The sequence below is a fragment of the Peribacillus sp. SIMBA_075 genome (assembly GCF_046534585.1).
The window spans coordinates 23,873-49,784 of record NZ_JAWRYN010000040.1; the positions used below are offsets into that span (position 1 = coordinate 23,873).

Annotated in this window: 28 protein-coding genes and 3 pseudogenes; 7 read left to right on the forward strand and 24 right to left on the reverse strand. The window is 33.2% G+C overall.

The features are described 5' to 3' along the window. Nucleotides 1–22: 22 nt before the first annotated feature. Entirely contained in the window at nucleotides 23–1,105 is a 1,083-nt protein-coding gene (locus SB775_RS21695; RefSeq protein ID WP_410863266.1) for a M20 family metallopeptidase, read from the reverse strand. A 423-nt stretch (nucleotides 1,106–1,528) separates the two neighbouring features. Between SB775_RS21695 and SB775_RS21700 the strand changes: the two genes are divergently transcribed. From SB775_RS21700 to SB775_RS21710, 3 genes are all read left to right on the forward strand, one after another. Beyond that, entirely contained in the window at nucleotides 1,529–2,956 is a 1,428-nt protein-coding gene (locus SB775_RS21700; RefSeq protein ID WP_410863236.1) for a YfcC family protein, read from the forward strand. A gap of 59 nt (nucleotides 2,957–3,015) precedes the next feature. After that, a complete protein-coding gene (locus tag SB775_RS21705; RefSeq protein ID WP_410863238.1) occupies nucleotides 3,016–5,085 on the forward strand; it encodes a sigma-54 interaction domain-containing protein in 2,070 nt (689 codons plus the stop codon). Between the two features lie 903 nt (nucleotides 5,086–5,988). Beyond that, complete coding sequence (locus SB775_RS21710) at nucleotides 5,989–6,630, forward strand: GTP pyrophosphokinase (RefSeq protein ID WP_410863239.1); 642 nt, start codon at nucleotides 5,989–5,991, stop codon at nucleotides 6,628–6,630. A 72-nt stretch (nucleotides 6,631–6,702) separates the two neighbouring features. On the opposite strand, the pseudogene SB775_RS21715 reads toward SB775_RS21710, so the two are convergent. From SB775_RS21715 to SB775_RS21735, 5 genes and pseudogenes are all read right to left on the reverse strand, one after another. Beyond that, a pseudogene (locus SB775_RS21715) lies at nucleotides 6,703–6,834 on the reverse strand (recombinase family protein); the annotation flags it as partial. Nucleotides 6,835–7,045: 211 nt separating this feature from the next. Then, on the reverse strand, nucleotides 7,046–7,495 hold the full coding sequence (locus SB775_RS21720) for a GNAT family N-acetyltransferase (RefSeq protein ID WP_410863241.1): 450 nt from the start codon (nucleotides 7,493–7,495) through the stop codon (nucleotides 7,046–7,048). Nucleotides 7,496–7,719: 224 nt separating this feature from the next. Continuing rightward, nucleotides 7,720–7,854 (reverse strand): annotated as a pseudogene (locus SB775_RS21725) (IS110 family RNA-guided transposase); the annotation flags it as partial. Between the two features lie 304 nt (nucleotides 7,855–8,158). After that, nucleotides 8,159–9,061 carry a hypothetical protein gene (locus tag SB775_RS21730; protein ID WP_410863242.1) on the reverse strand — a complete coding sequence of 301 codons (903 nt, stop codon included), beginning with the start codon at nucleotides 9,059–9,061 and terminating at the stop codon, nucleotides 8,159–8,161. Nucleotides 9,062–9,389: 328 nt separating this feature from the next. Beyond that, nucleotides 9,390–9,866: a hypothetical protein gene (locus SB775_RS21735; RefSeq protein WP_410863244.1), complete on the reverse strand. Its 477-nt coding sequence runs from the start codon at nucleotides 9,864–9,866 to the stop codon at nucleotides 9,390–9,392. Nucleotides 9,867–10,488: 622 nt separating this feature from the next. Between SB775_RS21735 and SB775_RS21740 the strand changes: the two genes are divergently transcribed. Continuing rightward, nucleotides 10,489–10,758: a hypothetical protein gene (locus SB775_RS21740; RefSeq protein WP_089365002.1), complete on the forward strand. Its 270-nt coding sequence runs from the start codon at nucleotides 10,489–10,491 to the stop codon at nucleotides 10,756–10,758. A 60-nt stretch (nucleotides 10,759–10,818) separates the two neighbouring features. Here SB775_RS21740 and SB775_RS21745 read toward each other — a convergent pair whose 3' ends face one another. From SB775_RS21745 to SB775_RS21790, 10 genes are all read right to left on the reverse strand, one after another. Further along, nucleotides 10,819–10,968 carry a hypothetical protein gene (locus SB775_RS21745; RefSeq protein WP_089365001.1) on the reverse strand — a complete coding sequence of 50 codons (150 nt, stop codon included), beginning with the start codon at nucleotides 10,966–10,968 and terminating at the stop codon, nucleotides 10,819–10,821. 372 nt (nucleotides 10,969–11,340) lie between these two features. Then, entirely contained in the window at nucleotides 11,341–11,781 is a 441-nt protein-coding gene (locus SB775_RS21750) for a GNAT family N-acetyltransferase (protein ID WP_410863246.1), read from the reverse strand. A 194-nt stretch (nucleotides 11,782–11,975) separates the two neighbouring features. Next, nucleotides 11,976–12,179 carry a hypothetical protein gene (locus SB775_RS21755; RefSeq protein ID WP_061465007.1) on the reverse strand — a complete coding sequence of 68 codons (204 nt, stop codon included), beginning with the start codon at nucleotides 12,177–12,179 and terminating at the stop codon, nucleotides 11,976–11,978. A gap of 132 nt (nucleotides 12,180–12,311) precedes the next feature. After that, nucleotides 12,312–12,494, reverse strand: a complete 183-nt coding sequence (locus tag SB775_RS21760) for a hypothetical protein (RefSeq protein ID WP_061465009.1) — start codon at nucleotides 12,492–12,494, stop codon at nucleotides 12,312–12,314. A 456-nt stretch (nucleotides 12,495–12,950) separates the two neighbouring features. Further along, nucleotides 12,951–13,337 carry a DUF3888 domain-containing protein gene (locus tag SB775_RS21765; protein ID WP_410863248.1) on the reverse strand — a complete coding sequence of 129 codons (387 nt, stop codon included), beginning with the start codon at nucleotides 13,335–13,337 and terminating at the stop codon, nucleotides 12,951–12,953. A 65-nt stretch (nucleotides 13,338–13,402) separates the two neighbouring features. Continuing rightward, complete coding sequence (locus SB775_RS21770) at nucleotides 13,403–13,837, reverse strand: hypothetical protein (RefSeq protein ID WP_410863249.1); 435 nt, start codon at nucleotides 13,835–13,837, stop codon at nucleotides 13,403–13,405. Between the two features lie 174 nt (nucleotides 13,838–14,011). Further along, nucleotides 14,012–14,431 carry a hypothetical protein gene (locus SB775_RS21775; protein ID WP_410863250.1) on the reverse strand — a complete coding sequence of 140 codons (420 nt, stop codon included), beginning with the start codon at nucleotides 14,429–14,431 and terminating at the stop codon, nucleotides 14,012–14,014. A gap of 154 nt (nucleotides 14,432–14,585) precedes the next feature. Beyond that, nucleotides 14,586–14,834, reverse strand: coding sequence for a hypothetical protein (locus tag SB775_RS21780; RefSeq protein WP_410863252.1), 249 nt, complete (start codon nucleotides 14,832–14,834; stop codon nucleotides 14,586–14,588). A gap of 97 nt (nucleotides 14,835–14,931) precedes the next feature. Further along, the gene (locus SB775_RS21785; protein WP_410863254.1) at nucleotides 14,932–15,705 is read right to left on the reverse strand and encodes a GNAT family N-acetyltransferase; all 774 of its coding nucleotides are present in this window, start codon (nucleotides 15,703–15,705) and stop codon (nucleotides 14,932–14,934) included. 120 nt (nucleotides 15,706–15,825) lie between these two features. Beyond that, a complete protein-coding gene (locus SB775_RS21790; protein WP_410863256.1) occupies nucleotides 15,826–16,053 on the reverse strand; it encodes an SAM-dependent methyltransferase in 228 nt (75 codons plus the stop codon). A 168-nt stretch (nucleotides 16,054–16,221) separates the two neighbouring features. Here SB775_RS21790 and SB775_RS21795 point away from each other — a divergent pair, with 168 nt between their 5' ends. Continuing rightward, nucleotides 16,222–16,380 carry a hypothetical protein gene (locus SB775_RS21795; RefSeq protein WP_176432076.1) on the forward strand — a complete coding sequence of 53 codons (159 nt, stop codon included), beginning with the start codon at nucleotides 16,222–16,224 and terminating at the stop codon, nucleotides 16,378–16,380. Nucleotides 16,381–17,406: 1,026 nt separating this feature from the next. Here the strand turns inward: SB775_RS21795 and SB775_RS21800 are convergent. From SB775_RS21800 to SB775_RS21825, 6 genes and pseudogenes are all read right to left on the reverse strand, one after another. Next, nucleotides 17,407–17,638: pseudogene (locus SB775_RS21800) on the reverse strand (MMPL family transporter); the annotation flags it as partial. Between the two features lie 71 nt (nucleotides 17,639–17,709). Beyond that, entirely contained in the window at nucleotides 17,710–18,276 is a 567-nt protein-coding gene (locus SB775_RS21805; RefSeq protein ID WP_089364942.1) for a TetR/AcrR family transcriptional regulator, read from the reverse strand. A gap of 203 nt (nucleotides 18,277–18,479) precedes the next feature. Beyond that, nucleotides 18,480–19,748: an amidohydrolase family protein gene (locus SB775_RS21810; protein ID WP_410863258.1), complete on the reverse strand. Its 1,269-nt coding sequence runs from the start codon at nucleotides 19,746–19,748 to the stop codon at nucleotides 18,480–18,482. A gap of 173 nt (nucleotides 19,749–19,921) precedes the next feature. Then, complete coding sequence (locus SB775_RS21815) at nucleotides 19,922–20,269, reverse strand: VOC family protein (protein ID WP_410863268.1); 348 nt, start codon at nucleotides 20,267–20,269, stop codon at nucleotides 19,922–19,924. Nucleotides 20,270–20,532: 263 nt separating this feature from the next. After that, entirely contained in the window at nucleotides 20,533–21,168 is a 636-nt protein-coding gene (locus SB775_RS21820) for an FMN-dependent NADH-azoreductase (protein WP_089364940.1), read from the reverse strand. Between the two features lie 834 nt (nucleotides 21,169–22,002). After that, complete coding sequence (locus tag SB775_RS21825; protein WP_410863260.1) at nucleotides 22,003–22,281, reverse strand: hypothetical protein; 279 nt, start codon at nucleotides 22,279–22,281, stop codon at nucleotides 22,003–22,005. Between the two features lie 215 nt (nucleotides 22,282–22,496). Between SB775_RS21825 and SB775_RS21830 the strand changes: the two genes are divergently transcribed. Then, nucleotides 22,497–23,321 carry an MBL fold metallo-hydrolase gene (locus SB775_RS21830; protein ID WP_410863261.1) on the forward strand — a complete coding sequence of 275 codons (825 nt, stop codon included), beginning with the start codon at nucleotides 22,497–22,499 and terminating at the stop codon, nucleotides 23,319–23,321. Nucleotides 23,322–23,697: 376 nt separating this feature from the next. Here the strand turns inward: SB775_RS21830 and SB775_RS21835 are convergent, their stop codons facing one another. After that, the gene (locus tag SB775_RS21835) at nucleotides 23,698–24,138 is read right to left on the reverse strand and encodes an SRPBCC family protein (RefSeq protein ID WP_089364937.1); all 441 of its coding nucleotides are present in this window, start codon (nucleotides 24,136–24,138) and stop codon (nucleotides 23,698–23,700) included. Between the two features lie 385 nt (nucleotides 24,139–24,523). Between SB775_RS21835 and SB775_RS21840 the strand changes: the two genes are divergently transcribed. Then, nucleotides 24,524–24,850, forward strand: coding sequence for a hypothetical protein (locus SB775_RS21840; RefSeq protein ID WP_410863262.1), 327 nt, complete (start codon nucleotides 24,524–24,526; stop codon nucleotides 24,848–24,850). Between the two features lie 188 nt (nucleotides 24,851–25,038). On the opposite strand, the gene SB775_RS21845 is transcribed toward SB775_RS21840, so the two are convergent. Next, nucleotides 25,039–25,509 carry a UPF0158 family protein gene (locus tag SB775_RS21845; RefSeq protein WP_410863264.1) on the reverse strand — a complete coding sequence of 157 codons (471 nt, stop codon included), beginning with the start codon at nucleotides 25,507–25,509 and terminating at the stop codon, nucleotides 25,039–25,041. Nucleotides 25,510–25,912: the final 403 nt, after the last annotated feature.

Below are 25,912 nucleotides of genomic sequence, written 5' to 3' on the forward strand. Positions count from 1 at the left end.
CTAGCGCTAAAGCTTTAATCAGCTACAGTCTCAATAACAAATTAGCAAATAAAGAAGCCCGTTCAGGGAGTGTATCAATTTGAATATGTTCATATTCTGCATGAATTCCTTTTCCACACGAACCTAAACCGTCAAGAGTTGGAACACCAATAGCTGCTGTAAAATTCCCATCACTTCCTCCACCAACAGATGCTTCTTCTAATTTCATGCCAAGTTCGGATGCAATAGATTGAGCACATTCAAACAGTTCTCTTGTTTGCTCAGATTTCACCATTGGTGGTCGATTCAAGCCACCGGTTACTTCTAATTTGATTCCTTTTAAAATTGGTTTTAAATTTAAAATAATATTCGTCACTCGTCTTGCTTCTTCTTCTGTTGAGACACGTAAGTCAACATGAGCTTCTGCGTATTCGGGAACCACGTTTCTCCCACTTCCTCCAGTAAACGTTCCTACATTGACAGTTGTTCCTTTTTCGTAATTGGTCAATTCTTGCAGTACAATCACTTGCCGAGCTAGTTCTTCAATAGCATTGATGCCTTCTTCATGATGATTACCAGCATGGGCAGCCCGTCCCCATATTTTTATAACGAAAGATCCTGTTCCTTTGCGAGCTGTTTTTAAAGCTCCTGATCCAGCTACAGCAGGTTCAGCCACTAATACAGCATCACTTTTTTGTGCTTCTTCTTCAATGTATTTCTTAGAAGCGCCTGAACCAATTTCTTCATCTGAATTGCAAAGAAAAACGATTTTTTTATTTAACGGAAGATTTAGCTCTTGAATGGCTTTGATTGCCCATAAAGATTGGATAATACCACCTTTCATATCTAAAATACCAGGACCATACAGTTTATTTCCTTCCTTTCTAAGGCTAAGTCTGCCTTCTTTCCAAACTGTATCAAAATGCCCTATAATCAAAATTTGTGGTTTACCTTCTCCGATTGTAAATTTCAGGTGATTCCCCACTTTTTTTTCTTCTATTAATTCGTATCCTACATCCAATCGCTTTTGAAAGAGCTGGCTTAAATATGTACCGCACTCATCAACTAATTCTTTATTGTATGAAGGTGATTCTTTTTTTACAAATTCAATCAAATCATCCAACATATCTTGTTTATGAACTTCGAGATAGCTAGAAACGTCATTCTCGATTAGTAACTTACTCAAAATAATTCCTCCTCTAAAACACTTCTGTACATTTTTTTCTTTCAATTAATGTATTTGCAAGAATTATGCCAATTTTTTTCTTTATAAAATTAACTACCTTTGTTTCTTAGTTTTATTTATAGGTTATTTTTTAAGTTATTAATACCTATAAAACAACCTATAAATGATCCGTTTATTTAATATAAGCCGCTTTGTAGAATCTATTCCTTTCCTCACAGAATTGGCATGCTTTTTGCATTATGTTTAATTGTGAGTATTCGTACTCGAATCTTAATTCAAAATAAAGGAAATACAAGCAGAGGAGGAGAGACTTTCAAGCTTTATCATTGAAATGCTATTATGTAATTAGGGGGAAACATATTTATGCAATCTACGGCTCAAAAACTGGTTCCTAAACCTATTAAAAGAAAAACATTTAAACAACCTGATGCTTATGTTCTTTTGTTTTATATTTTAATTGCCTGCACAATTGCGACATATCTTGTACCAGCTGGGGTATTCGATCGAATTGAAAAAGGTGATATTACGATGACTGTCCCTGGAAGTTATCATGTAGTAAAATCCACTCCTGTTAATTTTCTTGAAATTTTTACTGCAATTCAAAGTGGAATGGTCGCCGGTGCTCCTTTGATTTTTCTTATTTTATTTACTGGTGGTGCATTGGCAGTTATTGATAAAACGGGAGCGATTGATACTTTCATTCGGAGTATTATTAATTTATGTAAGGGGAAGGTACTTCTACTCATTATTCCTATTTGTTTCATGTTTTCTATACTTGGTACTACCGGAATTATCGTAAACTCCGTTATTGCCTTTATCCCTATAGGTGTAATGATTGCTCGCAAATTAAAATTAGACGCTATTTTTGGAGTATCTATCATTTATCTAGGTACTTATGCAGGGTGGAATGTTTCTCTTATAAGCCCACAAACATTAGGCTTATCACAGCGTATTGCTGAGCTTCCATTATTATCTGGAATGGGTTTCCGTATTGTCATTTATCTAACTTTCTTACTATGTACAATATTATATATATATCGATATGCACGTAAAGTTAAAAACACTGGGCACAGTATTTTAGGTTTAGAAAGATTTCCTAATTCTTTAGGTGTCAGCGAGAACGAAATACAAACACAGAAATTAACATTACAACATAAGCTTGTTTTATTATTTTCAGGTGGATCTTTACTAACATTTATTATTTGCACACTCATTTTCAAATGGACTGAAAGCGAAATGGCAGGTTTATTTATTTTTATAGCTATAGGTGCTGGGCTTATCTCTCGAATGAATGTGAATGATATCGCTAAAACATTTATGGCCGGATGTCAGAAACTTGTATACGGTGCATTAATTGTAGGAATGGCCCGAGCTGTAATTGTTGTGCTTGAACATGGCCAACTTCTCGATACCATTATATACCACCTTTCGACTCTTTTGGCTCCACTTTCTCCTGTTACAGGAACCTTAGGTATGTTTTTAGGAAGTGCAGCTCTTCATTTTTTAATTTCTTCTGGTTCAGGAGAATCAGCTATGTTAATGCCAATATTGGTGCCACTTGCTGATTTGTTGCATATTACTCGTCAAGTAGCTGTACAATCTGTTTTATTTGGGGAAGGCGTAGTGAATTGTATTAATCCAACCTCAGGTGTGTTAATGGCAATACTGGCTACTAGTGGTATTTCATATGGCAAATGGCTTAAATTTATGATTCCGTTATCGATCTTATGGGCAATCTTAGCAGCCATTTTCTTAACAATTGGTGTATTAATAAAATGGGGTCCTTTTTAAGTTACCTTAAAATCTGTTAGAATAAGAGCAAAATGTAATTGTGTGGTAAGGAGAAGAAGATGAAAAAGCCTACTATACTTCTTGTAACTAGCACTAAAACAGTAATCAAAACATTTGAAGAAAATCTTCAAATGTTTTTTGGTTCAAAAATTGACATTGATACATGTTATGAAACATTGCCATTAAATGAGAAGGTTATCCATAAAGCTGATTTAATTTTACTGTCTAGCCCAGTGCTAGAAGAAGCTTTTAGAAAATTGAATTTAAATATTCCTCTTATGGTTGCTCGACGTTCTGTTCAAATTGCAAAGTTAGAACAGCTTTTGGATTTGCCTGCTAAAACAAAAATTTTATTAGTTACTACCTCTATGGAAGGGGCTAGAGACTCTATTGATGTTCTACACGCCTTTGGATTTGGACATTTAAAGTTAATTCCTTATATTCCTGGTCTTACAAGCGTCGAACAGACAGAGAACCTAGACTTGGCTATTACGTTTGGACAAGCTGAACTTGTGCCGAAACATATCAAAAGCACTATCAATTTAGAAAACCGACCAATTGATTTAACAACTATGCTTGATATTGCTCGTCTTTTAAACCTTTCCTTAGAAAAGGCGCACTTCTATACGGCAGAATTCTTTAAAGATTTTGTGAATATGGGAAGGAATTTATCATTAGCAATTCAAAATGAAAAACAATTAACACAAAAATTAGAATCGATTTTAAATGCAGTACATGAAGGGATTATAGGGCTAGATGAAAAAGGCATTATTACATTGATAAATGAAGATGCATATCAAATTCTACAACTCCCTTCTATAAATTTTATTGGAAAGCATTATAGAGAAATTCTACCTGATTTTCAGATTAATGAGACATATTTAGATCAAAAAGAACAACTTGATAACTTATTTCAAATAAACAATCGCTCTTTGCTAGTATCGAAAGTTCCTTTAATCTTGAACAAACAACTAGTAGGCCTTGTCATCACATTTCAAGATGTTACAAGGGTTCAAAGAATGGAGCAAGAAATTAGACGGAAAAGTACAGAGTTAGGTTTAACCACAAAATATTCATTTGACAATATTATTGGGGAAAGTTCTTTGATTTTATCTGCAAAACAAAAAGCAGTTCAATTGGCTAAAAGTGATTATACAGTGTTAATTACTGGAGAGAATGGTACTGGAAAAGAAGTCTTTGCTCAAGCTATACATAATAGTTCCGAAAGAAAAGATGGTCCATTTGTGGCTGTTAATTTTGCAGGACTAAGCGAAACACTAATAGAAAGTGAATTATTTGGATATGAAGGTGGGGCATTTACAGGAGCTAGAAAAGAGGGAAAAATGGGCTTATTTGAATTAGCCCATAATGGAACTATTTTCATGGATGAAATTGGGGATGCTTCCCTAAGTCTTCAAGCATCCCTTCTACGCGTTCTTCAAGAACGTCAAGTTATGCGTGTAGGTGGCAATAAAATAATACCGATAAATGTACGAGTTATTGCAGCTACCAATCAAAACCTACATCAAATGATTCGAGAAGGTGCGTTTCGTGAAGATTTATATTATCGTCTAAATGTTCTACCATTGCAAATCCCTTCACTTAGAGAAAGGAAGCAGGATTTATTTATATTTATAGATTTCTTTTTAAAATCAAATAAGAAAAATCTAATGTTTGAATCAAATGTAAAAAAACTTTTAATGAATTATAATTGGCCAGGTAATATACGAGAACTTGAAAATTTTTTCCATTATTTAATGGTCACTGTTGAAGGGAATGTAGTCACTAAAATTCATCTACCAGATCAGATTTTACTATCACAAGAGACTGTTAGCTCCTCTGATAATTCATTATCAGAGATTGATGAGACACTTCTCTTCTTAAAAACGGGAAGTTTTATAGAAGATTATAAATCGATATTACAAATACTATGGAATTGTAATAAGAGAGGAAAGAACGTGGGAAGAGGTGTGATACAAGAAATGCTCCCTTATTTTTTGTCAGATTCCAAATTGCGCCATCGATTATCAATATTAAATAAAGCTAATTGCATTAAAGTCGGAATTAGAAAACAGGGAACAGAGATTACTGAAGTTGGTATAAAAATACTTAATAAATTAAACGAGTGAATATTGCATTCAAATTGGGTTTTGGTAGAAAACTTTAAGTTTCTAAGTAAGATAAAAACAGACAGAAATAACTCTTATTCTGTCCGTTTATTATCTTAAAATGAGTATGATTCGCAATCAGCTGGCACTAAAACATTAGAGGATATTCCTTTTACTTATTAATAATTTTATTTGTGTATTACCTTATTGATGCTGCAATAAATACTCCGATTGGTAATGCCAGTATTATATTGCCTATTAAATATCTACTTAATTTTATGCATAAAATTACAGTTAATACACCTAAAACCAAGCTAATTATCTTGTATATTATTTTCTTCACATGATCCAGCCTATTACCTAACCTGTCCCGTTAGTTGCATAAAGAAAAAACTGCCTTAGAGACAGCTCCGATCTTCAGCTAACGCACCCGTTAGTTGAAGAGTGGATAATAGATTATTAAAAAAACTCCTAATAATATAAGACCAAAGATAATGATTAATCCACTTGTATCTAGTAAGACACCTAATATTACCCATAATGAATAGAGAATTTTATTTTTTGTACTTTCATTCTTATTATTTTTGTAGGCTTCTTTAATTAGCCACCCTAAAATGCTGCACCCAACAACAACCAATATTATGCCAATAGTCATTATTTTCATAAATTCACCCTCGATTATTAAATAATTTTTTTAATATCTTATTTAATTATTCTGCCCCTTTAGTTCCATTAGAAAAAACTGCCTTAGAGACAGCTCCGATCTTCAGCTAAGGCACCCGATAGTTTAAGTACATTTCTTCACAATCTTATTTCACTATGTTGATAAATAATCAGTAAAAGCAACTTTCACAAAAATGGAAAGTTGCTTTTTTTTTAGGGTATTGGTTATGATAACAGAATAATAACAGGAGGGCTGTGGACATGCTGAAAAAAAAGATGAAAATCGAGGTTATTCAAAAAGTATTAGACAATTGGAGTGGGTTCTTTTTACCTTACCAAATGGCCCTACATGAATTAGAAAGTGATTTCAAGGTTATTGACTTAGAATGGAAAACACAACATGGCTATTCTCCTATTGAACATATGAAAACACGTATGAAAAAATTAAGTTCTTTGGTGGAGAAAATACAAAAAAAAGAAATTCCTTTAACACAAGAAGCGGTGAGGAATGAAATAAGAGATATTTTGGGAGTTAGAATTGTCACAAGTTTTATTGATGACGTATATATGTTGAAGGAGCATATCGAGCAACGTGAAGACATTCGAATGATACGCGTAAAGGATTATATTCAGGACCCGAAAATGAGCGGATATAAAAGTTTGCACCTGATTGTAGAAACCCAAGTCATCCTATCCAACGAAATAATATGGGTTCCTGCAGAAATACAAATTCGTACTTCCGCTATGGATTTTTGGGCATCCACCGAGCATAAACTAAACTATAAATATCAAGGCGAGACTATACCAGAGGATGCTCAAAAGCAGCTAATTGAGCTTGCCAAAGCTTCTTCCTTAATGGATAAAGAAATGTCAAGTTTAAGAACAAAATTACTGGCCAATTAAGCAAACAATCGTGACGCCTTTCTCATTTCAACCTTAAGTCAATCTGACAAATAAAAACACTTAGTCTTAGAATCTAAGGGTTTCATCCTTGTTCCGTCCAAAACGATCCAGTGAATGAATGTAAAGAACATCCCCTTTCCGGATCATTCGTTTTAACAATTGATATTGTTCTCGTTCAAAATTTTTCCCACTTTGTTTATCCATACTTTAACGGACGTTAAAAGTAGGTGATTTTATAAAACGCTCATACCTTTTAATTTACCTTTCTCATATGTCACAGTTTTTGTTTAAAAAGAGGGAGCAAGACAAAAAAAGTATGATTATATAAAGAATCATACTTTTAAAAGGCCACCAATTGGCGGCCTTCTTTGGCGCTAACGCACCCGTTAGTTTAAGTGTTATACTTCACAAATTATTAAAAAGTATTTAATTCTAGAAATTCATCAGTTTCCATAAAACCAAACTTCTTATATACTGGTCTACCCATTTTTGAAGCCCCAAGCCATATTTTTGAAATACCTGAAATCTTAACTTCATCAACTAATTTAGTTAACAGCTTTGTTGCGATTCCTTGCCCACGATAATTTTCATTAGTATACATATTTGTGATATAAGCCTTTTTTCCAGTCTTATTGGTGTAACAAGGTGGAAATTCATAAAAAATTACTGCACCACAAGCTATAATTTCTTCATTATCCTCCACTAGCCATTGAATTAAAGTACCATCACTTAGTTTACTTTTAAAGAAAACATATAGTTCTCTATCAATATCTATATTAGGTTCTATCCCCTCATCAACTAATTGCTTTTTTCTTAACTCGACCAATTTATCAATATCATCGATAGTTGCTTTACGATATTTCAACTTCTCACAACTCCTTTATAAAATTACAACTGACCAGCCCCATAGCATAATTAATTCTCATCATTTTACCATTGATTCTTATTAAACTAAACAAAAAAGGTAAAAGTTCCCTTTCCTTATTTATTTTACCATAAAAGACCATTTCCCTTATAAAACTCCCTCAGTTTGATACGAATATCTCTCGAATGCTCACTTATTCGCAGGATTTCATAACCCTTGTAATTTTCCATACCCACTATTGTGGAATCTAAGTTTTTTAGTTTTTGTAAGTTTTGAATCCAACTTAATAGTTTTACGAACCCCTCTTCATTATTTTCAAATGTAAGAGGATCTCCAACTACAATTCCACGGAAGTTAACATTAACTTGTCTTGGAGTTTAATCCCTTTATAGAGCCTTAGTATCAGATTCCTGTTCGTCGAGCCAAGATTTTATTCCACGCTTCCTCCAGCCCTTACCTCACGATAAGTACCTTGCGCTTCCTTAGTGGTTGGTCGATGTGTACCCCCACAGTGGACTTTCACCACCTAGATAGTTGCCATGCCTGGCACACCTTAAAGACAGCTCTGATCTTCAGCTAACGCACCCGATAATAGGATTCGTCTTGATTACGTAAGAAACACATACCGTTAGATGAAATTTAGCTTGGTAACAATAATTTCTATCATTTCTCACCAAATTTTACATCAAATAGATAATCAGATAATACAGTACCTTCGAAACTTTCTTGTGTGATATTTCCTTGGTCATCCCTTTCTTCTCCCGTTTTCTTCGTTGCAAATGTTGAAATATAATAACCTTCAACTGGTAATTGCTTATCATCTAATAATTGTATTTCTCCATTTAATACGACATAAGCTCGATTTTCTACTTCATAATTTGTTCGTTCCCCTGTACTTTGTATACCATAGGAAGAAAAGTCACCCTTAGCATGAGTAATATCTTTAATATCAAGCACATTAAGATTTTCAAAAAAATGCTCAGCATCAATTAATCGATTGTATTGGAGCCATGTTTCAAGCTGACTATTCATAACTTGATACCTATTCCTATCAATATCATATCGAATTTCATAGAGATTATAGCTATTGCCATTTTGCCCAATTAGTTGCCAGCTTAAGTCTGTAATTCTACCATCTTCAGTATAGTCTACTTCAAAATCCTCAAGCCTCAAACTGTTATTCTCTAGATTTAATTCTTGCTTGACTAGTTCATATTCTTCTTGAAAGTTCATCGTATATACTGAACCAAGTTCATGCTTAATGAATATTGGGCGATTTCCCCAGTCATCCATGGCATATGGTATGGCCCATTGGACGAATATAAATGCAAGAAAACCAAAAACCGCAGCTATTCGTTTTACCTGTACATTTAACTTAGGTCGAAAAAATATCAGATACACTACAAACCCAAGTGGAAGTGAAATTTGATTGAAATTAAAGGCAAATGAACCTAATATAAAATATCCAATTATTTTTAACGGAAAATAAGACTCTTGATCGTCATTTTTCCACACTAAAAATAAAAAACTAACAATTAATATTACTGTGTAAACAATAGATGCCATTTTTAAATCACCCTATCTGGTAGGAAATCGCCTAGAATCACCTAATATATATGAATATTTCACCATTATTATAATTATTCGAAAAGACATTAAGACTATTACTTAATAACTAGACAAATTTCAAAAAAGAACGGCTTTATTATAACCAGAATTATCCCCGTCTGTCGGGTCCTGGTAATGAAGTAAAGCACTGTTAGTGAAATAATCATTATGTATTATTCACAGGATACAGACCAGTTAATAGCTAATTCTTTACAAACTACCAGCTAGTTTAATTCAATAAGAAGATATAACGTACTGTTGACGAAATTGTTGTATGGTTATGTTTTTAATTATCGTGATTAGAAAGGTATTCTGCTACATCTTTTGGAACTTTAAAATTTAAATTTAGTTTCTTGGTTCTAAGCTCGATATAAGGACTATCTTTATATGTAATAATTGTAGCGATTTGTTTAAGTTCCTTTTTAACTGTAATAGGCTCTCCAAGTTTGACTGTATTCTCTTGGTACATCTTATAAATATACCCTTTAGTCGAATTCGAAGGAGTATCTACAATACTCCATTTATCAACTTCTAGTGCATTAACAAATTCACTTACATCTTCTTGATTATCTATAACGTTTAAAACCGATTCTGGATTTTCTTCTGACGATATTTCTATCTTTTGGGCTCTATCAAGCCCAGGATCTTCTTTCAAATCTTCTTTTTCTATACTACATCCGAATAAAAATATAGATACGCTAAATGCAAATATAAATTTCATACAAACTTTTTTAATAATTGTTGTCCCCCCTCCAAGAATCAAAACCATACCTCATTTACTATAAATTACTTCACTTAAGCTATCCTGCTCCTTTAGTTCCATAAAAAAAGAGCTATCTTAAAGACAGCTCCGATCTTCAGCTAACGCATGCGTTAGTTGCATAAGTAAGAGGTTTGAAAAAATAGCCTGTGTATATCTGAACGATGAATAACTTACCTATTTTCTTGTGTTTGTTTGCACCATATACAAAAAATCCGGAAAAACGTAACCAAAACCGTAACCATTTTTATAAAGAACTCGTCCAACGTAAAATTGAAAGTATGAATTTTCTATATTGGAATGCGTTGCTTTATTTTCTATTGGAGCATATCAGATATGTTAGCTGTGGTAAGAAAACTACTAGCAATAAAAGTTATTAAGCTAAACGCTGGTAGCTTGCTACATACCATCTATGCTTATTAATCAGCTTTGTGTGTTCAGAAAACCATTCTAAGCGATTTTCAAACTTTCTATTGATGTTCGATAAGCTAATTTTGTCTAAGGCTTACTCTAACTCATCATCTATCTATTTTTTTATATAAAGAATTCCATAATTGCGTTAGTAGGTTTTTTATAGGTTTACTCATTGGTTTACCTTTAAGTTATTAGAAGTAAATTCAGCGCATTGGGATTCCCTGATTTCTTTGAGTGTGGGGTGTTGAGAAAGTATCTTGCTGAAAAGATCGAGACTTACCTTTTTATTCAGCTACCTAAGCCAAGTGAGTATCCAAATGTTTTAAAAATTTCTGCTGGAGATTACTGGTGTATCCAAAATAACGGCTGGTCTATTGATTCTGCTACTGAAATTTTTAGTGAGGAATGGATATCTGATGACGAGTTTTTTGTCACCGAATCTGAAATTTATGGGAATAATAAACTCCATCATCAATTGTAAAAAGAACCTCGAATAAGAAAAACATAGGGAGGTTTTAATCTTCCTATGTTTTCATTCATATTATTTATCTGTTTGTTTTTGCTTCTTTTTCAAATACTCCGCACGTATTTTTTCAAGGTGCTGCTTTTTATCAAATTTGGCAGGCGCCTGTTTTTCATGAAACTTTGTCACAGCTACCTTACCTTTGGTATCCAATTGATATTTTCCCACTTTGTTCACCTACTTTTCTTGTCTTTAAAGAGAATCTATTCATTAAATATAATATACCTTATTTTACTGAAGTAAACCTTATTACTTTATTAGTGTACTGCAACCTTTGCATATATCAGTAAAAACATTAAAAACTTAGTAAAATAATTCATCGCCAAATGGTATTCATTTCATTGCTATAATCAAAATAAAATGCCTTAACACTCTCATAAGCCTCAATAATTCTATTTCTTGTTTGTTCAGCTCTCTTCTAAAGGTCCAATTGTTCGGTAAATAAGGTTTAAATATTAAAACAACTACTTATATCTATCTTAATCCAAATATTACCTTATCCAACTAACCTGACCCTTTAGTTCATTAAGATTGGTACAATTATAAATTTTTATTCATAACTATCCTATGTTCATTTATTACATAATCATTTTTTCGATAAAATGCTTCTGCAAGCCCGCCGTTAGCAGTTAATAAATAAAGACTTTTTATCTCTCTCTTCTGTAGTTCCTCCTCTAAAGAATGCAGTATTTTTGAGCCATAACCTTTACCTTGTATTTCATTATTTACACAAAGCTCTGCCAAGTAAAAAGTTAAACCTTGATAAGACACTTTACTATTTCCAGCAATAAAACCAACTAGATTGTTATCAATATGAAATAAAAAACCAAGAAATTTAGGAGTATGTAATAAGTCAGTAAGTCTCTCTTTGGCAGTTTCGTATGTCCAACTTTCACTCCATGGCTCATTATTAAAAACTTTCGTGTAAAGTTCGATACATTGCTCTAAATTCTCCGATGTAATGGGTAACATTTCTGTCATAATCATGCTTCCTTTCTTTTTTTTATTAAAATTTAATATTTTAATCTAAATTATATCTTATCTTTGTTCAACTAACCTGCCCCAATATTCCATAAAAAAAGTGCTGCCAAAGCAACTCTCTTATTGAAGTAGTGCACCCGTTAGTTCATTAAAGGCTGTCGAGGGTTTCTCAACAGCCTGAGCCAATCACTGAATTAATGATCGGCTTTTTTCTTACCAGAATCTCCAAATAACCAAAGTAAAAGTGAAAGAAATGCTACGAAATAGAATGCGTATGCTAAATTCCCTAACCAATTTATCGTTTGTCCCCTGAAGTATTGCAGTCCAGAACTTGCAAGATACTTGAGTATGATACCCACTATACAAATAATGAAGAATCTTTTCTTTGTTATTGCCATAAATTCAAACCACTCCTATTCTTTGGCAGGCAATCCAACTAACCTGCCCCTCTAGTTCCATAAGAAAAAGAGCTGCTGATCAGCTCCTGTTATTGAAGTAAAAGTACCGGTTAGTTTTTAATCAAATTATTTTCACTGTTTATCTTCGTTATTACTTCTCTCATTATTTTGAAGATAAATCTTTTTAAGAGTTGAATTTATATTATTCAAAGCAATTAGAATAACCCCCAACATAACAAAGGTTACTATTTCCCCAGTAAACCAAGATACTATTCCTAAAATTACAGCATAAAGAACGTATAGCCAATTACTCATTTAATATCCTCCCCACTCCACATAATTAACTAATTTTACCACATAATTTTCATTATCATTATGGAGCTAACCTGCCGCCCCGTTAGTGCCATAAGAAAAAGGCTGCCTCAGCAACCTTCCTAAAGCACCCTTTAGTTCAATAAAGTCTATTAAATTTTTTCTAAATTTTTAGTGAGTCTGATAATCCAATACAATACTATCCACGGAAGTATGAACTTTGAAGCCCATTCAATTACATTAGGAATTAAATATGATGAGTTTATATTAAATAACGGAAGTATTAGCCAAAGTACCAATAAAACTATGATACCAATAATCAAATTTTTCATTTAGATAGCCCCCCTATAATCTCATATTACCATAATAACCCATCATTCTTCTTCAACTAACCTGCCCCGATAGTTCCATAAGAAAAAGCGATCCTTCTTAATGAAGACCGCATCCGTTAGTTGAAGTTCAAGGATATGTTTTTATGTGCTTATAATCTATTAACTCACCCCTTGTATTTACAACAACCTCATCTATTCCATAACTATTATGAGCATCATAATAAGGGTGGACTTTTAGAGTTATCTCATATTCTCCACCAACTCCGTACAGTTGCTTAATTTTGAGTATTTCTGTGTCATACGAAGCCCAAGTAAGATTACTTGGTGCATCTTTATCATCTTTATATATTGCAGCAATTGCTTTATCTACTGGTTGTCTAAGGCTTTTTATAAGTGCATATTTAAGTGTTTCACATAGTTCCGTATCAGCTTCATTTATTGTTTTTGAATAAACTGGCGTATTAGAGCTTATTAAGAATATTGCTATCAAAAGCATTACTGCGAAATTTTTCATTTTATCACCCACTTTAGTTTCCTAAGAACTGTAAAGTTTTATTCAATTATTTTTCCCCAGATATTTTAATGGTATTGAAACCAAACAAACCATCCTTTTTCCTTACTTTTAGCTAAAAATATTTGACCTTGGGCTAAGTTAGCTCCAGGAGCTTTGGGGAAATCTAAACGTACAAGCCATGATTTTTCAGCAATTTCTTTGCCACAAAAGGTCTTTGCCATTCCAAAATAGTCTTCTTCATCTTTATTGCCAACTGTTTCGGGAAAAGGTTTGGCAGTTACTACATCCCACTTAGTATATATGTCAGGAAAATCATCTATTCCAGTTCCATAAGTTTTTGGTATTAAAGTATTTAACGCTTTTGTTACCTCTTTTTTATCTTTAATCGATGTTTTCTCTAATTCACTTAACACAGGACATTCTTTAGGTTGTGCGTATACTTGCATTGAACAAAGAAACAACATCGGAATGGTAATAATCAATATATATAGCTTTTTCATAAAACTCACCTCATAAGTTATCTTTCCTAGTTTTTAAAAAAATAGTCCAGTTTTTGAGGTATAATGGTTCAATTGTTATTCAAATAATCTGCCCCTTAGTTCCATAAGTAAAAGAGCTGCTGATCAGCTCCTGATAGTGAAGTAAAGCACCCATTTGAGGGTTAGTATAGACCTTTAATGGTAGTACCACCTTTCTCCGTTTCCTTCAGTTATTGGCTCTTTTGTCTCAGCATCTACAATTAAATATTTATGGATAAAACTTTCTTTTTTCTCTTTAATAGAACAAAAAAGATATACCTGCCTCTTCGGATCAATATGTGGGTGTGGATTATTGTAACTATTAACTAGTGAATATTTTTCCGCATATTTATTTACTGTTGATTTTAAATCTTTATACAGAATTTTTTCTCTAATATTCAGGGTTGCCGATTTGAATTCATCATAATAATCTAAGTTGTTTTTTTGATAAATTTCATTTGCACTGATTAGTTGTTTTTTGCTATTATCCGTATACTTTTCGGAAGTTTGTGCATTTACATTAACAGTTATTAACATAATCATAGTTAAGATTAAAATAGACAATTTAGTTTTCATTGGGCCTCTCTCCTTTAACAATTTTAAAGGTATTATCCCCAATTTTTGATTTTCCTATTGAACTAAACTGCCCCGATAGTTCCATAAAAAAAAGAGCTGCTGAAGCAACTCTGTTATTGAAGTAAAGCTTCCGTTAGTTCATTAAGGATGGTTTTTATACCATTAGATTATCAAATAAAATTCCTGTACAAATTAACGTCATCCCAATAATAATATGGACTTTTTTTTCATTTACTTTTGAATTCTCTAAAATAGTGAATATGATCCCAATTACGCCAATAAATACAACACTTCTTATAAAATAAGATGTATTTACAAGAAAAAGGTTAGGAAACTTCTGATAAAGACCAGATGTAACACCCATAACAAACAAAAAAAGAGGAATTCTTAATTTCCAATACATTTCTACACCTCATTTAATCAAGGAAATTATTACTTTATTTTATCATTGACCAATTCATAAATAAGTTATTGAAATCCATATCTCCAATAAGAACTTTTTACCTTCTAACGAATACCGAATATTCCATTGGATTTTCGAATCCTAATCTTTCAGCCAGCTTTATCGACGCAAAGTTGTTAACAACACAGTCCCAATTGGGTTTCAAATTTCTTTCAATACAATGTCCAATGAATATTTCTGCAACATTTTGAGCTAAGCCCATTCCTCTATACTTATTTTGAGTTGCAATATCAATTTCAGCAAATTGTGATGAACTGAATATAGATGTACACTCACTTACAACGGTATCATTATGTAACAAACAATAACCAAAACCATTCTCAAGAAAATTTGATACTGAACCCCAATATTCATTATAATAAGCTTCATTAAATTCCAGACTTTCAGTAATTATTTTTTCATCTATTCTCTTTACTATAAAATCATTGGGTGATTTCCCCCTTTTTATTGTTGAATATGTATCCTTATTAAAATGAAAAGAATATCTCTGCATTTGTCTTAACTCATTTCCAAACAACTTATTTATAACTTGATCCCATTCTTTTGATGGAGAAAACAAAGTGAATCGCATTTTTTCATTTTTTCTACTTCTAAAAATTTTTAAAAATATGCTGTCAAGACCATTGTTCCTTTCGTCTCCACCAACAAAAAAAATACCTGAATCAGTTCCAACAATAACTGTTCTCTTTAATTCATCCATATAAACCTGTCCAGGAATATAATTATTTAATACAGAGTAAGCAAATGTCGGATAAGTTTCTTTATCACTTTTTTCCAGTAAATTCAAGGCCTTTTCAAATTCATTATTCATAAACTGCTCCCCTTTTGTTTTACTATTCCTCAATCTTTTTGTACTTCCCTTCTCACTAACTTGCCCCCGATAGTTCTTGATGAAAAGAATTCCGAGGCAACCTCCCTTTTTGAGGAAATATTACTTTTCACAAGAAAAAATCAAGAATAGTGGAATTCTCATTCGACGTTTATATTCACTTTCATTGCTAAATTCCTCAACTCTTGGAGTGCCTTCTCTAATATCTTCAATCTTGAATCCAGCTAGCTTTAAAAATTGATAATATTCTTCAAAAGTTCGATGATATTTAACAACCCTTTTATCAATCCAGGGTTCTATTCGTTCGCCACTATTAAAATAATCATCCACGATCCAATCTGCTTTTAAAGAAGAAGCTACTGCACTTTTTATTGATGAAGTTAATACGGGATGCTGAACACCCCCTACTTTAAGGGAACTTTGCTCAAATTCTCAGGAATAACGAGTGTTTCTTTGTAAATAATAAGGTTGTTAAACAATAAATTAAGGAGGAGTTGTATGCAACAGGATCAACAAGCTAAAGCGAAATTGGGTTCAATTATGAAACCACAATTTTCCGGAACAGATGCACGAAAAGTAAAACAAGAAATTCAAAAAGATGTAAGCGAAGGACAAGGTGCAATGACTTCCCGAGAGGCAGGAGCAATGCGCGATTAAAAAACCACTTTGAGTGGTTTTTTATTTTTCTGCGTCAATTAAACACTTTACATGTCTCATTTCAATTTGATGGAGTTGCTGCAAACTTAATGATTAAGCACGGTTGGTTTGAAAGACCACCTCAAGCCATTGACCGTTAATATCTAGCTAAAGAAGTAAAAAAATAAATATAGCAGAAACATCTAGCTCAATACGTGTACATAATGTGAAAAGTTCAATATTAATCCTGTTAAAGCAAATAATAGTCCAATGTAAAACGTCCAAGGATTATCCTCTTTTTCAGAATCAAAGGTCCGGTAAGTAATAAAACCCAATAACAAAGATACGATAGGAATAATTATATACTGTGGCCCAAAGATAAAGGATACTAGACCTAATAATAGAGTTAGCATCCCATAAGGATTTTGTCCCTTTATAGTATTTAAATGCTCAATTTCCTCCGGGGTCAGGCCTTCGTGTTCGTACTTAGTTATTATTCGTTTAAGCATCCCTTGCACATCCCTTGAAAAATGATGTATATAACAAAATCAAGCTTACCACAATTGTAAATTATTGGTCATCCCGATTTGTAAAAAAATTGTAGTAACATCACCGTACCCTCTTACAACTTCCCTTATATGAAAGAGCCCTTTTTCTGACAATGTAATTCAACGAACGCACCCGTTACTTTAAGTGTATTAAATCCCAAACTTAGCTGGTTTTGTTTAATAAGAGAGATGTGCTCAATACTAATTTTCATTTATTACAGGAATACTGCCCCATTAGTTCCATAAAGAAAACGCTGCCTTAAAGACAGTTCTGATCTTTAGCTAACGCGTCTATAAGTTGAAGAAATAATGGTCAATAGCTATCCAATAAAAGAGTAATGCACTAATAAACCAAATTAAGTAGTCCTTACGCTTTTTGTCTCTATCTCGTTCATAACAACAGTTTAGAAACTCATTTTACCATGAAATTCCAATAACTGGGTTTAAATATCATTTTAAACTATCCTGCCCCTAGTTCCATAAGAAAAGGAGTTGCTGGTTTTTTCGTTAAGCCCTTATCGCTTCCACTGTTGAAGACCGCTATACTGCCATACGTTTCGCCGCCTTTTTTATCCATTTGCTTTATCATCTCTTTAGAAACAGCGCATTTGTTCAGTATCTGGGACCGTAATTTGTCCTTTTTCTTTGGTCAAATGGTCCATATTAGGCATTGTTGTTAACGACACAATCGTAACGATTATCCATAAGACAAAGGAGAGGCTTCCCCAAATTTTTCATTTGATTTCACCTTTCTTTTATATAGGAATGAATATTCATTCCTATTGTTGCGAAGCTACCCGAATCAAATGACTCTAATAGCATTCCATGCGCTTTCTTCAAGTTCTTTTAATAATTCCGGTGTCTCTGCTAGTTTCCCTGTCTCGATCATCTTAACTAACATTACAATTGGTCCATAAACCATCGCAATTAATGCAGATGACGGTAAGGGGCGAATATATCCTTTTTCCTTTCCATCCTCTATTACTCTTATAATGAAGTCCAGAAAGTCATTAAACGTTTCTTTACTATTCTCATCCAGATAATAACCATCATCATGAGAATTTATAAATATAAAAGCATTCACATTTTTTCTTGCAAAATCAAATATTCTAATTAAAATGTGGGTAAACTGCTCACGTATTATTGAATTAGAAGGAAAGTCGGTTCTTATGGCTTCAGAAAACTGAAGAACACATTTGATAAATAAAGAATTAACAAGGGATTCTTTATTGGCAAAATAACGATAAATGGTCCCAGCGCCCACTTTTGCTTGGTCAGCTATCATTGGTACTGTGGTTCCATCATAACCACGTTCCGCAAAAAGTTTCATAGCTGCTTCAAAAATATCATCTTGTTTGTTTTTGGACATTTCTCTCACCTCATACCAGGAATGAATATTCATTCTGTTATTATTATAGTTTAAAGTTGTTAAAAGTCAAGTAGTTTGAAGCTATGAACAGAGGTACTGTCAGAAAATGCGGATTTACACAACCAGTACTAAAAAAGCAACCCCTCAGTGATATCAAAATAAGATTTTTTAACCGTACTGAGTGTCATACAAATAAAAAAATTCTATTTCATAGTAATCTCTTTTTGGTGCACGTACTCAATAAATCCATTAACAACTTCCTTATATTTTTGTTCGACTTTTTGTTGATCAATTGTTTGGATTTGGCGTTCTTTCATAATCCACTTACCATCAATCATTACATGTTTGATAGAATCTTCTTTCAAGTAAAGTAATAAATTATGCAGCAATGTAGAATAATGCTCTGTTTCGAGTAATGGTAAAAGAAAATCTTCTTTTTTAATAAATACGAGGTCTGCTTTATAACCTTCTTGAATTTGTCCAACTTCTCGTTCCAGCCCATAAGCCTTTGCACCGTGAGAAATCGCCATTTTAAAAATATTCTCTGCGCTAAACTCTTCTACCGGTTGATTGACCTTTAATAAATAATAAGACATCCTCATCGTTTCCCACATATTTGTTTCCGCGTAATCCGTTCCTAAACAAACATTAATTCCTTTTTGTAACATAGATCCTATGTTTGCTATTCCTGCACCTGTAGCTAAATTGGAAACTGGGCAGTGAACAATTGAGCTTCCGTACTTAGCAATGATTTCAAAATCTGAATTAGATAAATATACGCCATGGAAAAGGACTGTTTTGTTATCTAACAAAGATTTTTGATCATAAAGTTCCACACTTGATTTATTAAATTGATTTTTCACTAAATCATTTCGCCACCTATTTTCCATACAATGTGTCATTTTTATATGATCATCATTTTTCTTTTGCATAAGGAATTGTAAAGTGTCCTCTGTAATATCTTCTTCTTCTAATAAATGTGTTCCGAATAGGACTTGATGATCTGACTCCAAGTAATCATCAATGGCATCATAGACATCAATGATTCCTCTTATGCCGATATCATTCATAGCTTTACTTAATAATTTAGGGTAATCGCCTGGGTCGGAGTCACTGACAAACGTCACGCCACATCTAATCATATCTAGATAACTCTTCTTTGCAGCCCATACAAAATCTTCTTTTGAGACAATATTATCTATATAATCAAAAAATAATTGTTGGATTTTCCCTTGCTTAGAATCGTTACACCAATCCTGTATACCCATATCTTTTACCAGACCTCTTGTAAGTGGCGAATAGCTATGAAAATGTGCATTTATTAATCCTGGTAAAATTAGATAGTTCGTACAATCAATTGTCTCCTCAGAATCTATTGTTGATTCGAAATGAATTGTTCCATCAGTAATATAAAGGTCGCCTTTTTCAAATTTCATTTCATTACTTAAAAAGGTTACATTTTTTAATAACATTATAAATCTCCGTTCTATTTTTATGTATTTATTAAAAATAAAGTTTGATCAAAAATCTCCCTTTAACCCTTAAAAAAACAGCAAATAAAAAATCGTTATTCTGAAAAAGATTGATCATTCCTTATTGAACTAAAGCACCCCTTAGTTCAACAACAAAATTTATTATTATCCTATTACTTCTCCCAAAGCTCAATACGTCTTCCCTCTGGATCTTCAATCCAAATAAACTTTCCAAATTCATTAATCGTCTTTTCCCTAACAAGGGGAACGCCCAGTTTTTCTAGATGTTTGATACTGTCACCCAAATTTTCAACTTGAAAGTTTAACATCACTTGTTGTTCTGTTGGAAAATAGGGGTCACTTTCAGAAAAGAAGGAAAAGATAGTTTCATTGCCTGATTGTGGTGTAATAATGGTACCATTCCAATTTTCAATTTCAATGTTCAGGACTTTACTATACCATTTTTTTATATCCTCTAGATTTTTAGTCCTCCAAAAGATTCCCCCAAAACCCTTTATTATCATAAGAATCTCCTTCCTATCCCATTAGTTATTTATTTAAATTCTAGTTTTGAAAGCGAATTCCTTCTTTCAATAACCTTCCCCGTCAGCCATTCATGAAGCGCAAAGATCAGCGCTTCACCACAGAGAATGAAAATTGGTCCCTATATCGATACTGTTTTAATGGCTGGTGAAGAAGGTCGTTGAATTGTGGTGCCTTGGAGCCATCCGTTAGTCACTCCAACGACCACGGTGTACCACCGACTGTGACACTTCTTTGGAAATTAAAAATTTGGAGCTAAATCTTTTGCTTGTGCAATAGCATTTTCTTTAATTTCTTGTGCTTTATCAGGCATTGCCGCATGTCCTTCAACGAATAAACCTTCAAAAGAAGGAACTCCGAAGAATTGCATAATGATATTTAGATATCGGTGACCCATTTCCATTTCAGCTAATGGCCCTTCGGAAAAAATACTACCGCGAGCTTGAATATGTATGGCCTTCTTATCAGTTAAAAGGCCAACTGGACCTTGTTCAGTGTATTTAAATGTTTTACCAGCAACAGAAACGGAATCAATATATGCTTTCAATACTGGTGGGAATGAAAAATTCCATAAAGGTGTTACAAATATATATTTATCGGCAGCTATAAATTGCTCACATAACTCTGAGAGTCGGCCAACTTTTGCTTTCTCTTCCGACGAAAGTTCTTCAAACCCCTTTCCTGATTGAAGTTTCCCCCAACCACTGAAAACATCTACATCAATTTCAGGAATATTTTCCTTATAAAGGTCAATGTTTACAATTTCGTGGCTAGGATTTACTTCTTTATAAGTTTCAATAAATGCTTTTCCCACAGCCATACTGTAAGATTGAGTGTCATCATGAGGATGAGCTGTAATGTACAATACCTTAGTCATTTTGTATCTTCCTTCCCTTCTATCTTTGAACATTCTAGTTTGTGGTAATAAATTAACATTTATACAATTACCTCGTGATTAATTTAAAGTTTAAGGCTATTAAAATTTTCCAGTCTGTTTAGTGAGTGTATAGTTGGAAATCCTTGTATGACGGGAATCCCACCCGCTATATAATACGACCCATGCTCGGCCGCACACACACCTGTTAGCTTAAGTAAAAACCTTCACAATCTTGCTAACCTGCCACGTGAGCTTAACAATGAAAACAAACTACAATACAAATATCATAGAAGCCATAATTAGCAATATTACTACTCCTGTCTTCCAATTATTTTTTATTTGAAGTAATTCCTTCTTAGCCTTTTCCTTATTTTTAAGCGACCATATAATAATTTCGACCCAATAAATTGCTAAAAATATATAACTTGAAGTATCCAACAATCATTCTTTCTCCATTCTGCCCCGTTAGTGGCATAAGAAAAAGGCTGCCTCAGCAACCTTCCTTATTGAAGTAAAGCATCCGTTAATTGATTAAAAATTAATTCCGACTCAATCAATTAAAATAAACTCTTTACTAAACGAACTATCATTCTTGGGATAAGAGTTAAGATGTTAAAAATCAATTCAGATAAGATTGAATCACAGATTTCATTCATTATGCCTTTGAAAAAACCTTTGCCTTTCTTTTTTTCTTTTATCATCATTTGTATCCCCTTTATCTTTCATAATTACTCCAATTATGTTCCAATTCCCTAAACCATTCCTTAATAATTCTGCGCCGTTTATTCAATAAGGAAAGCGATCCCTTATTAAAGAATTGCACCCTACAGATAATTAATGAAGAGCGCTATTGGTCTTTTTTAAAAATCCTTTAATTGTTGTATAAATCGAATATAACAATAACAAACCTCCAAATAGCCATATCCCATATTCTTCACTAGGAAGATATTTATCTAATAAATCATTTGAAAATAGATTTCCCATTATGATTAGGCCTAATGTGAAAAATGTTAAAGACGTTTTTAAAAAATAATTTGTATTAAATTTCTTGTCCTTAAAACAATTAATTAAGCCTATACCCACAGACAATATAATTAAATCAGTGACATTCATACGTCTTAACCTTCTTTTTTATTTTCAGCATAAGCGAAAAAAATTCTATTTCAAATATATAAATATTCCCACCTTGTTGAACTATCCTTCCCCTTTACTGCATAAGAATAATAGCACGGATGCAGGAAGGGGAATTTGAGCAATAAATTTCAAAATATTCCCTTATTTAATTATAATAATTAATAAAGTTTTTTGTAAATAAGGGGGAAAGATTTTTGGTTAATTATATTTGTGAAACATGTGGAATCCAATATGAATGTTCTAAAGAAGTACCCAATCAATGTTTGATTTGCAGGGAAGAAAGACAATATATTAGTCCCAAAGGGCAAACATGGACAACATTAGAACAGATGAAAAGAGATGGAATATTTAAAAATTCTATTAATCTTGACGAAGAGGGGTTATATAGCATAAATACTAGTCCGAGTTTTGGAATCGGACAAACTGCTTATTTAATACAAGATAAGAATTTTAATTTATTATGGGACTGTATTACATACATTGATCAAGATACGATTACCCAAATTGAGGATTTAGGTGGAATCGATGCAATAGCGTTATCTCACCCTCATTATTTCTCTAGTCAAGTGGAATGGGCCGAAGCTTTTGACACCCCGATTTATATTCATGAAGATGAAAGAGACTGGGTAACGAGGCCAAGCGAAAAAATCATTTTCTGGTCTGGAGAATCGATTGAATTACAGGAAGGTGTCATCCTTCAGCGAATTGGCGGACATTTTAAAGGCGGCACCGTTTTAGAATGGAAAAATGGAAACAGCCAGAACGGAATATTACTGACTGGGGATATCATTCGGATCGTTGCTGATCGTCAATGGGTAAGTTTTATGTATAGTTATCCAAACTTCATCCCAATGCCAAGTGTAACAGTCGAAAGAATCGCAAAACGGGTTGCTGAATTTAACTTTGGCCGTTTATATGACGCATTTCACCGAGTAATTAAAGAAGATGCCCATAACCAAGTTCAAAAATCTGCAGCTAGGTATGTTAAAGCACTAAATGGAACATTGTTTACTACATAAATACAAGTACGATAATTAATAATAAATCAAGGATATTTTTCAATTTCGTCTACCGAAATGATTTAACTTTTTTACAAACAGAAATGCTAATATCCGAAATCATAAAACGTTTTTCTCAAACTTTTTTCAAACCAACAAAAGCCACCAAATTGGTGGCTTTCTTATACTACTAACGCCCTGTTAGTTCATTAAGAAAAGCGATTCTGGAATATTGAAAAAAAGAAGCCATCCTTTTTGGACAGCCCCCTTTCCGCTAATTAATAAAATTTCTAGTAGAGCTCGATATCATTATATTTGTCACTTTAGAATATTACCATCTATACTTCAGAGAAGGTATCTCCAAAATGAATCGTGGTTTTCATTCTTTGAAAAAAAACTATGAGAATACTGCAATTTTACGTGCGATAGATTCTGTTAAACGAGATGCTACTTTTGGAACAGCCCATTTAATAATTGGTGTTAACACCGCACCAGATAATCCGCCTGCATGGATTTCCACCGTACAAGTCATTATTGTTTCACCATTAACATCTTCTGCAGTAAAGTGACCGCTTCCTGTAAAATTATCTGATAAACCTTTTAGTTCAAACTTAATATTTGAAGGTTCATTCCATTCGGTAATATCTACCTGCGCTTGTATTGTTTTTTTAATACCTTTCACACTGCCTTCAAATGTCCAAATAGATTGCTTGTCATTTATGATTTCATGTTCTTTATAGGCTGGTACTGTCGTTGCCCATTTTTCGAGATCACTGACATAATCCCAAACTGCTTGTACATCTACTGGAACTACTACAGTATGCGTTCCCGTTGCCATTATGATCCCCACCTTCACTATGTATGAATTGTAACTTTACATTTCTTCAATATAATTATTACATAAAAAGCATAAACTTACATCACTAATTACATAGCTTTCCTTCTTCCAATCCCCCAATTATTTGTATAACCAAATTTTTCCGCCCCTCTACAATCCGGCCCTTTAATGGAATAACAGGACTGACGTTTTAAACGACTTTAATGTCACTTAACAGTATTCCTTATGGAACCATCCTACCACAAGAAAAAGGCTGCCTCAGTTGGGGTAAGCACCCATTATAAACATACATTAGATTTTTCCATAAAAATTACCAGCTATTTATTAGAAGCTATAGAACATTATAAAAGGGTATGATTTATCTACTTTAAGGAGGTTTTCTAACATGACCAAGAACAATCAACAGCAAAAACAAATAGACACTCAACTACCTGATGCAAACTTTACTGATACTGAATTAGGACAAGAACTTGCAAATATTCATCAAGAAGTTTCTCAATTAATTCAAACCGTGTCTCAATTTCGAGATTCTCCACAAGGTGCCCAAGCAAATCAAGCTTCAAACTCATCAAAAAACCAGATGGAATCATCTAGTTCTCAAGCTCAAAAACAAATGCAGAAAACAGATCAACAAAGCCAACAAGAAGAAACTCCAAAAGAAAAACACAATATAAGAGATTATGATAGAGCATGGGAAGATGACCGTCTTTAATAGAGGGCATCTTCCTTTAATTCATTGACTCAAGTCCTTCATTTCTTCTTTCACTAACTTTTCCCGTTTTTGCTTAAGAAAAGGAGCTTCTCATCAGCTCCTTGTAATATATAGTAAAGCACCCGTTAGTTGAACAAAGAGCAATCACCTTATTCAGCCATAGGTCTCGTGCCATTCATTTTTAAAGTCTATTTATCAATAAAGTCTATGTTATTGTCTAGACACCATTTAATCGCAATTTGTTTATATCGTTCGTCACGATAAGAATACCATTGGTCCTCCATTTCAAAGTCAATGATTTTGTCCTTAAATCTTCTAAAAGCACCCTTCCCCTTAATTGAACTTAATAATTTATCTTGTTTTCTTTCATCACTAACAGTAAAACAAAAATCTTCTATGATCTCATATTCATTTATTTCATATTTTGTTGGGAGTTCCTTGTAATTCCCAAAGTTTTCAAATACATCATTAGCAACTTTTCTATCTTCTTGTTCCCACTCAGGTAAATGCCCGAATTCTTCTTCATCTTCAGCTGCTCTCAAGTCATCCAAAGTTACTGAAATGATTTCACCAGTTTTTACATTTAAAAATGTCCGAGACTCATCAAACTGCATTTCCAATTCTTCAATAATGGCCTGAATCTTTACTGGATTTTTCAATTAGTGATCACCCTTCAATTTTTTACTAATGCACCTGTTAGCATTCCTGTAGCTCGTTAAATATCAGGTTTAATAGAGCCCCTCAGTAAGATACGAGTATAGAGACCAATCTAACTCAAAGCCTTAATGAGGAAGCCCTACTATGAATTTTAAAATGTAAAACAAACAAAATCAACTAATTGAGAGAATTACGAATCAACATCCAGTTGTTGGCGGACATACTAGAAAAACTACACGTTATTGTGAAGGAGGAATAGCTAAAATATGGCCCAATTGTTGAATAAAGATCAAACAGCACTCTTCAACTATCCTGCCCGATAGTTCCATAATCGAGTAGGAGGAGGCGCCTAGCCTCCGACCTCTCACACCACCGTACGTACCGTTCGGTATACGGCGGTTCAGT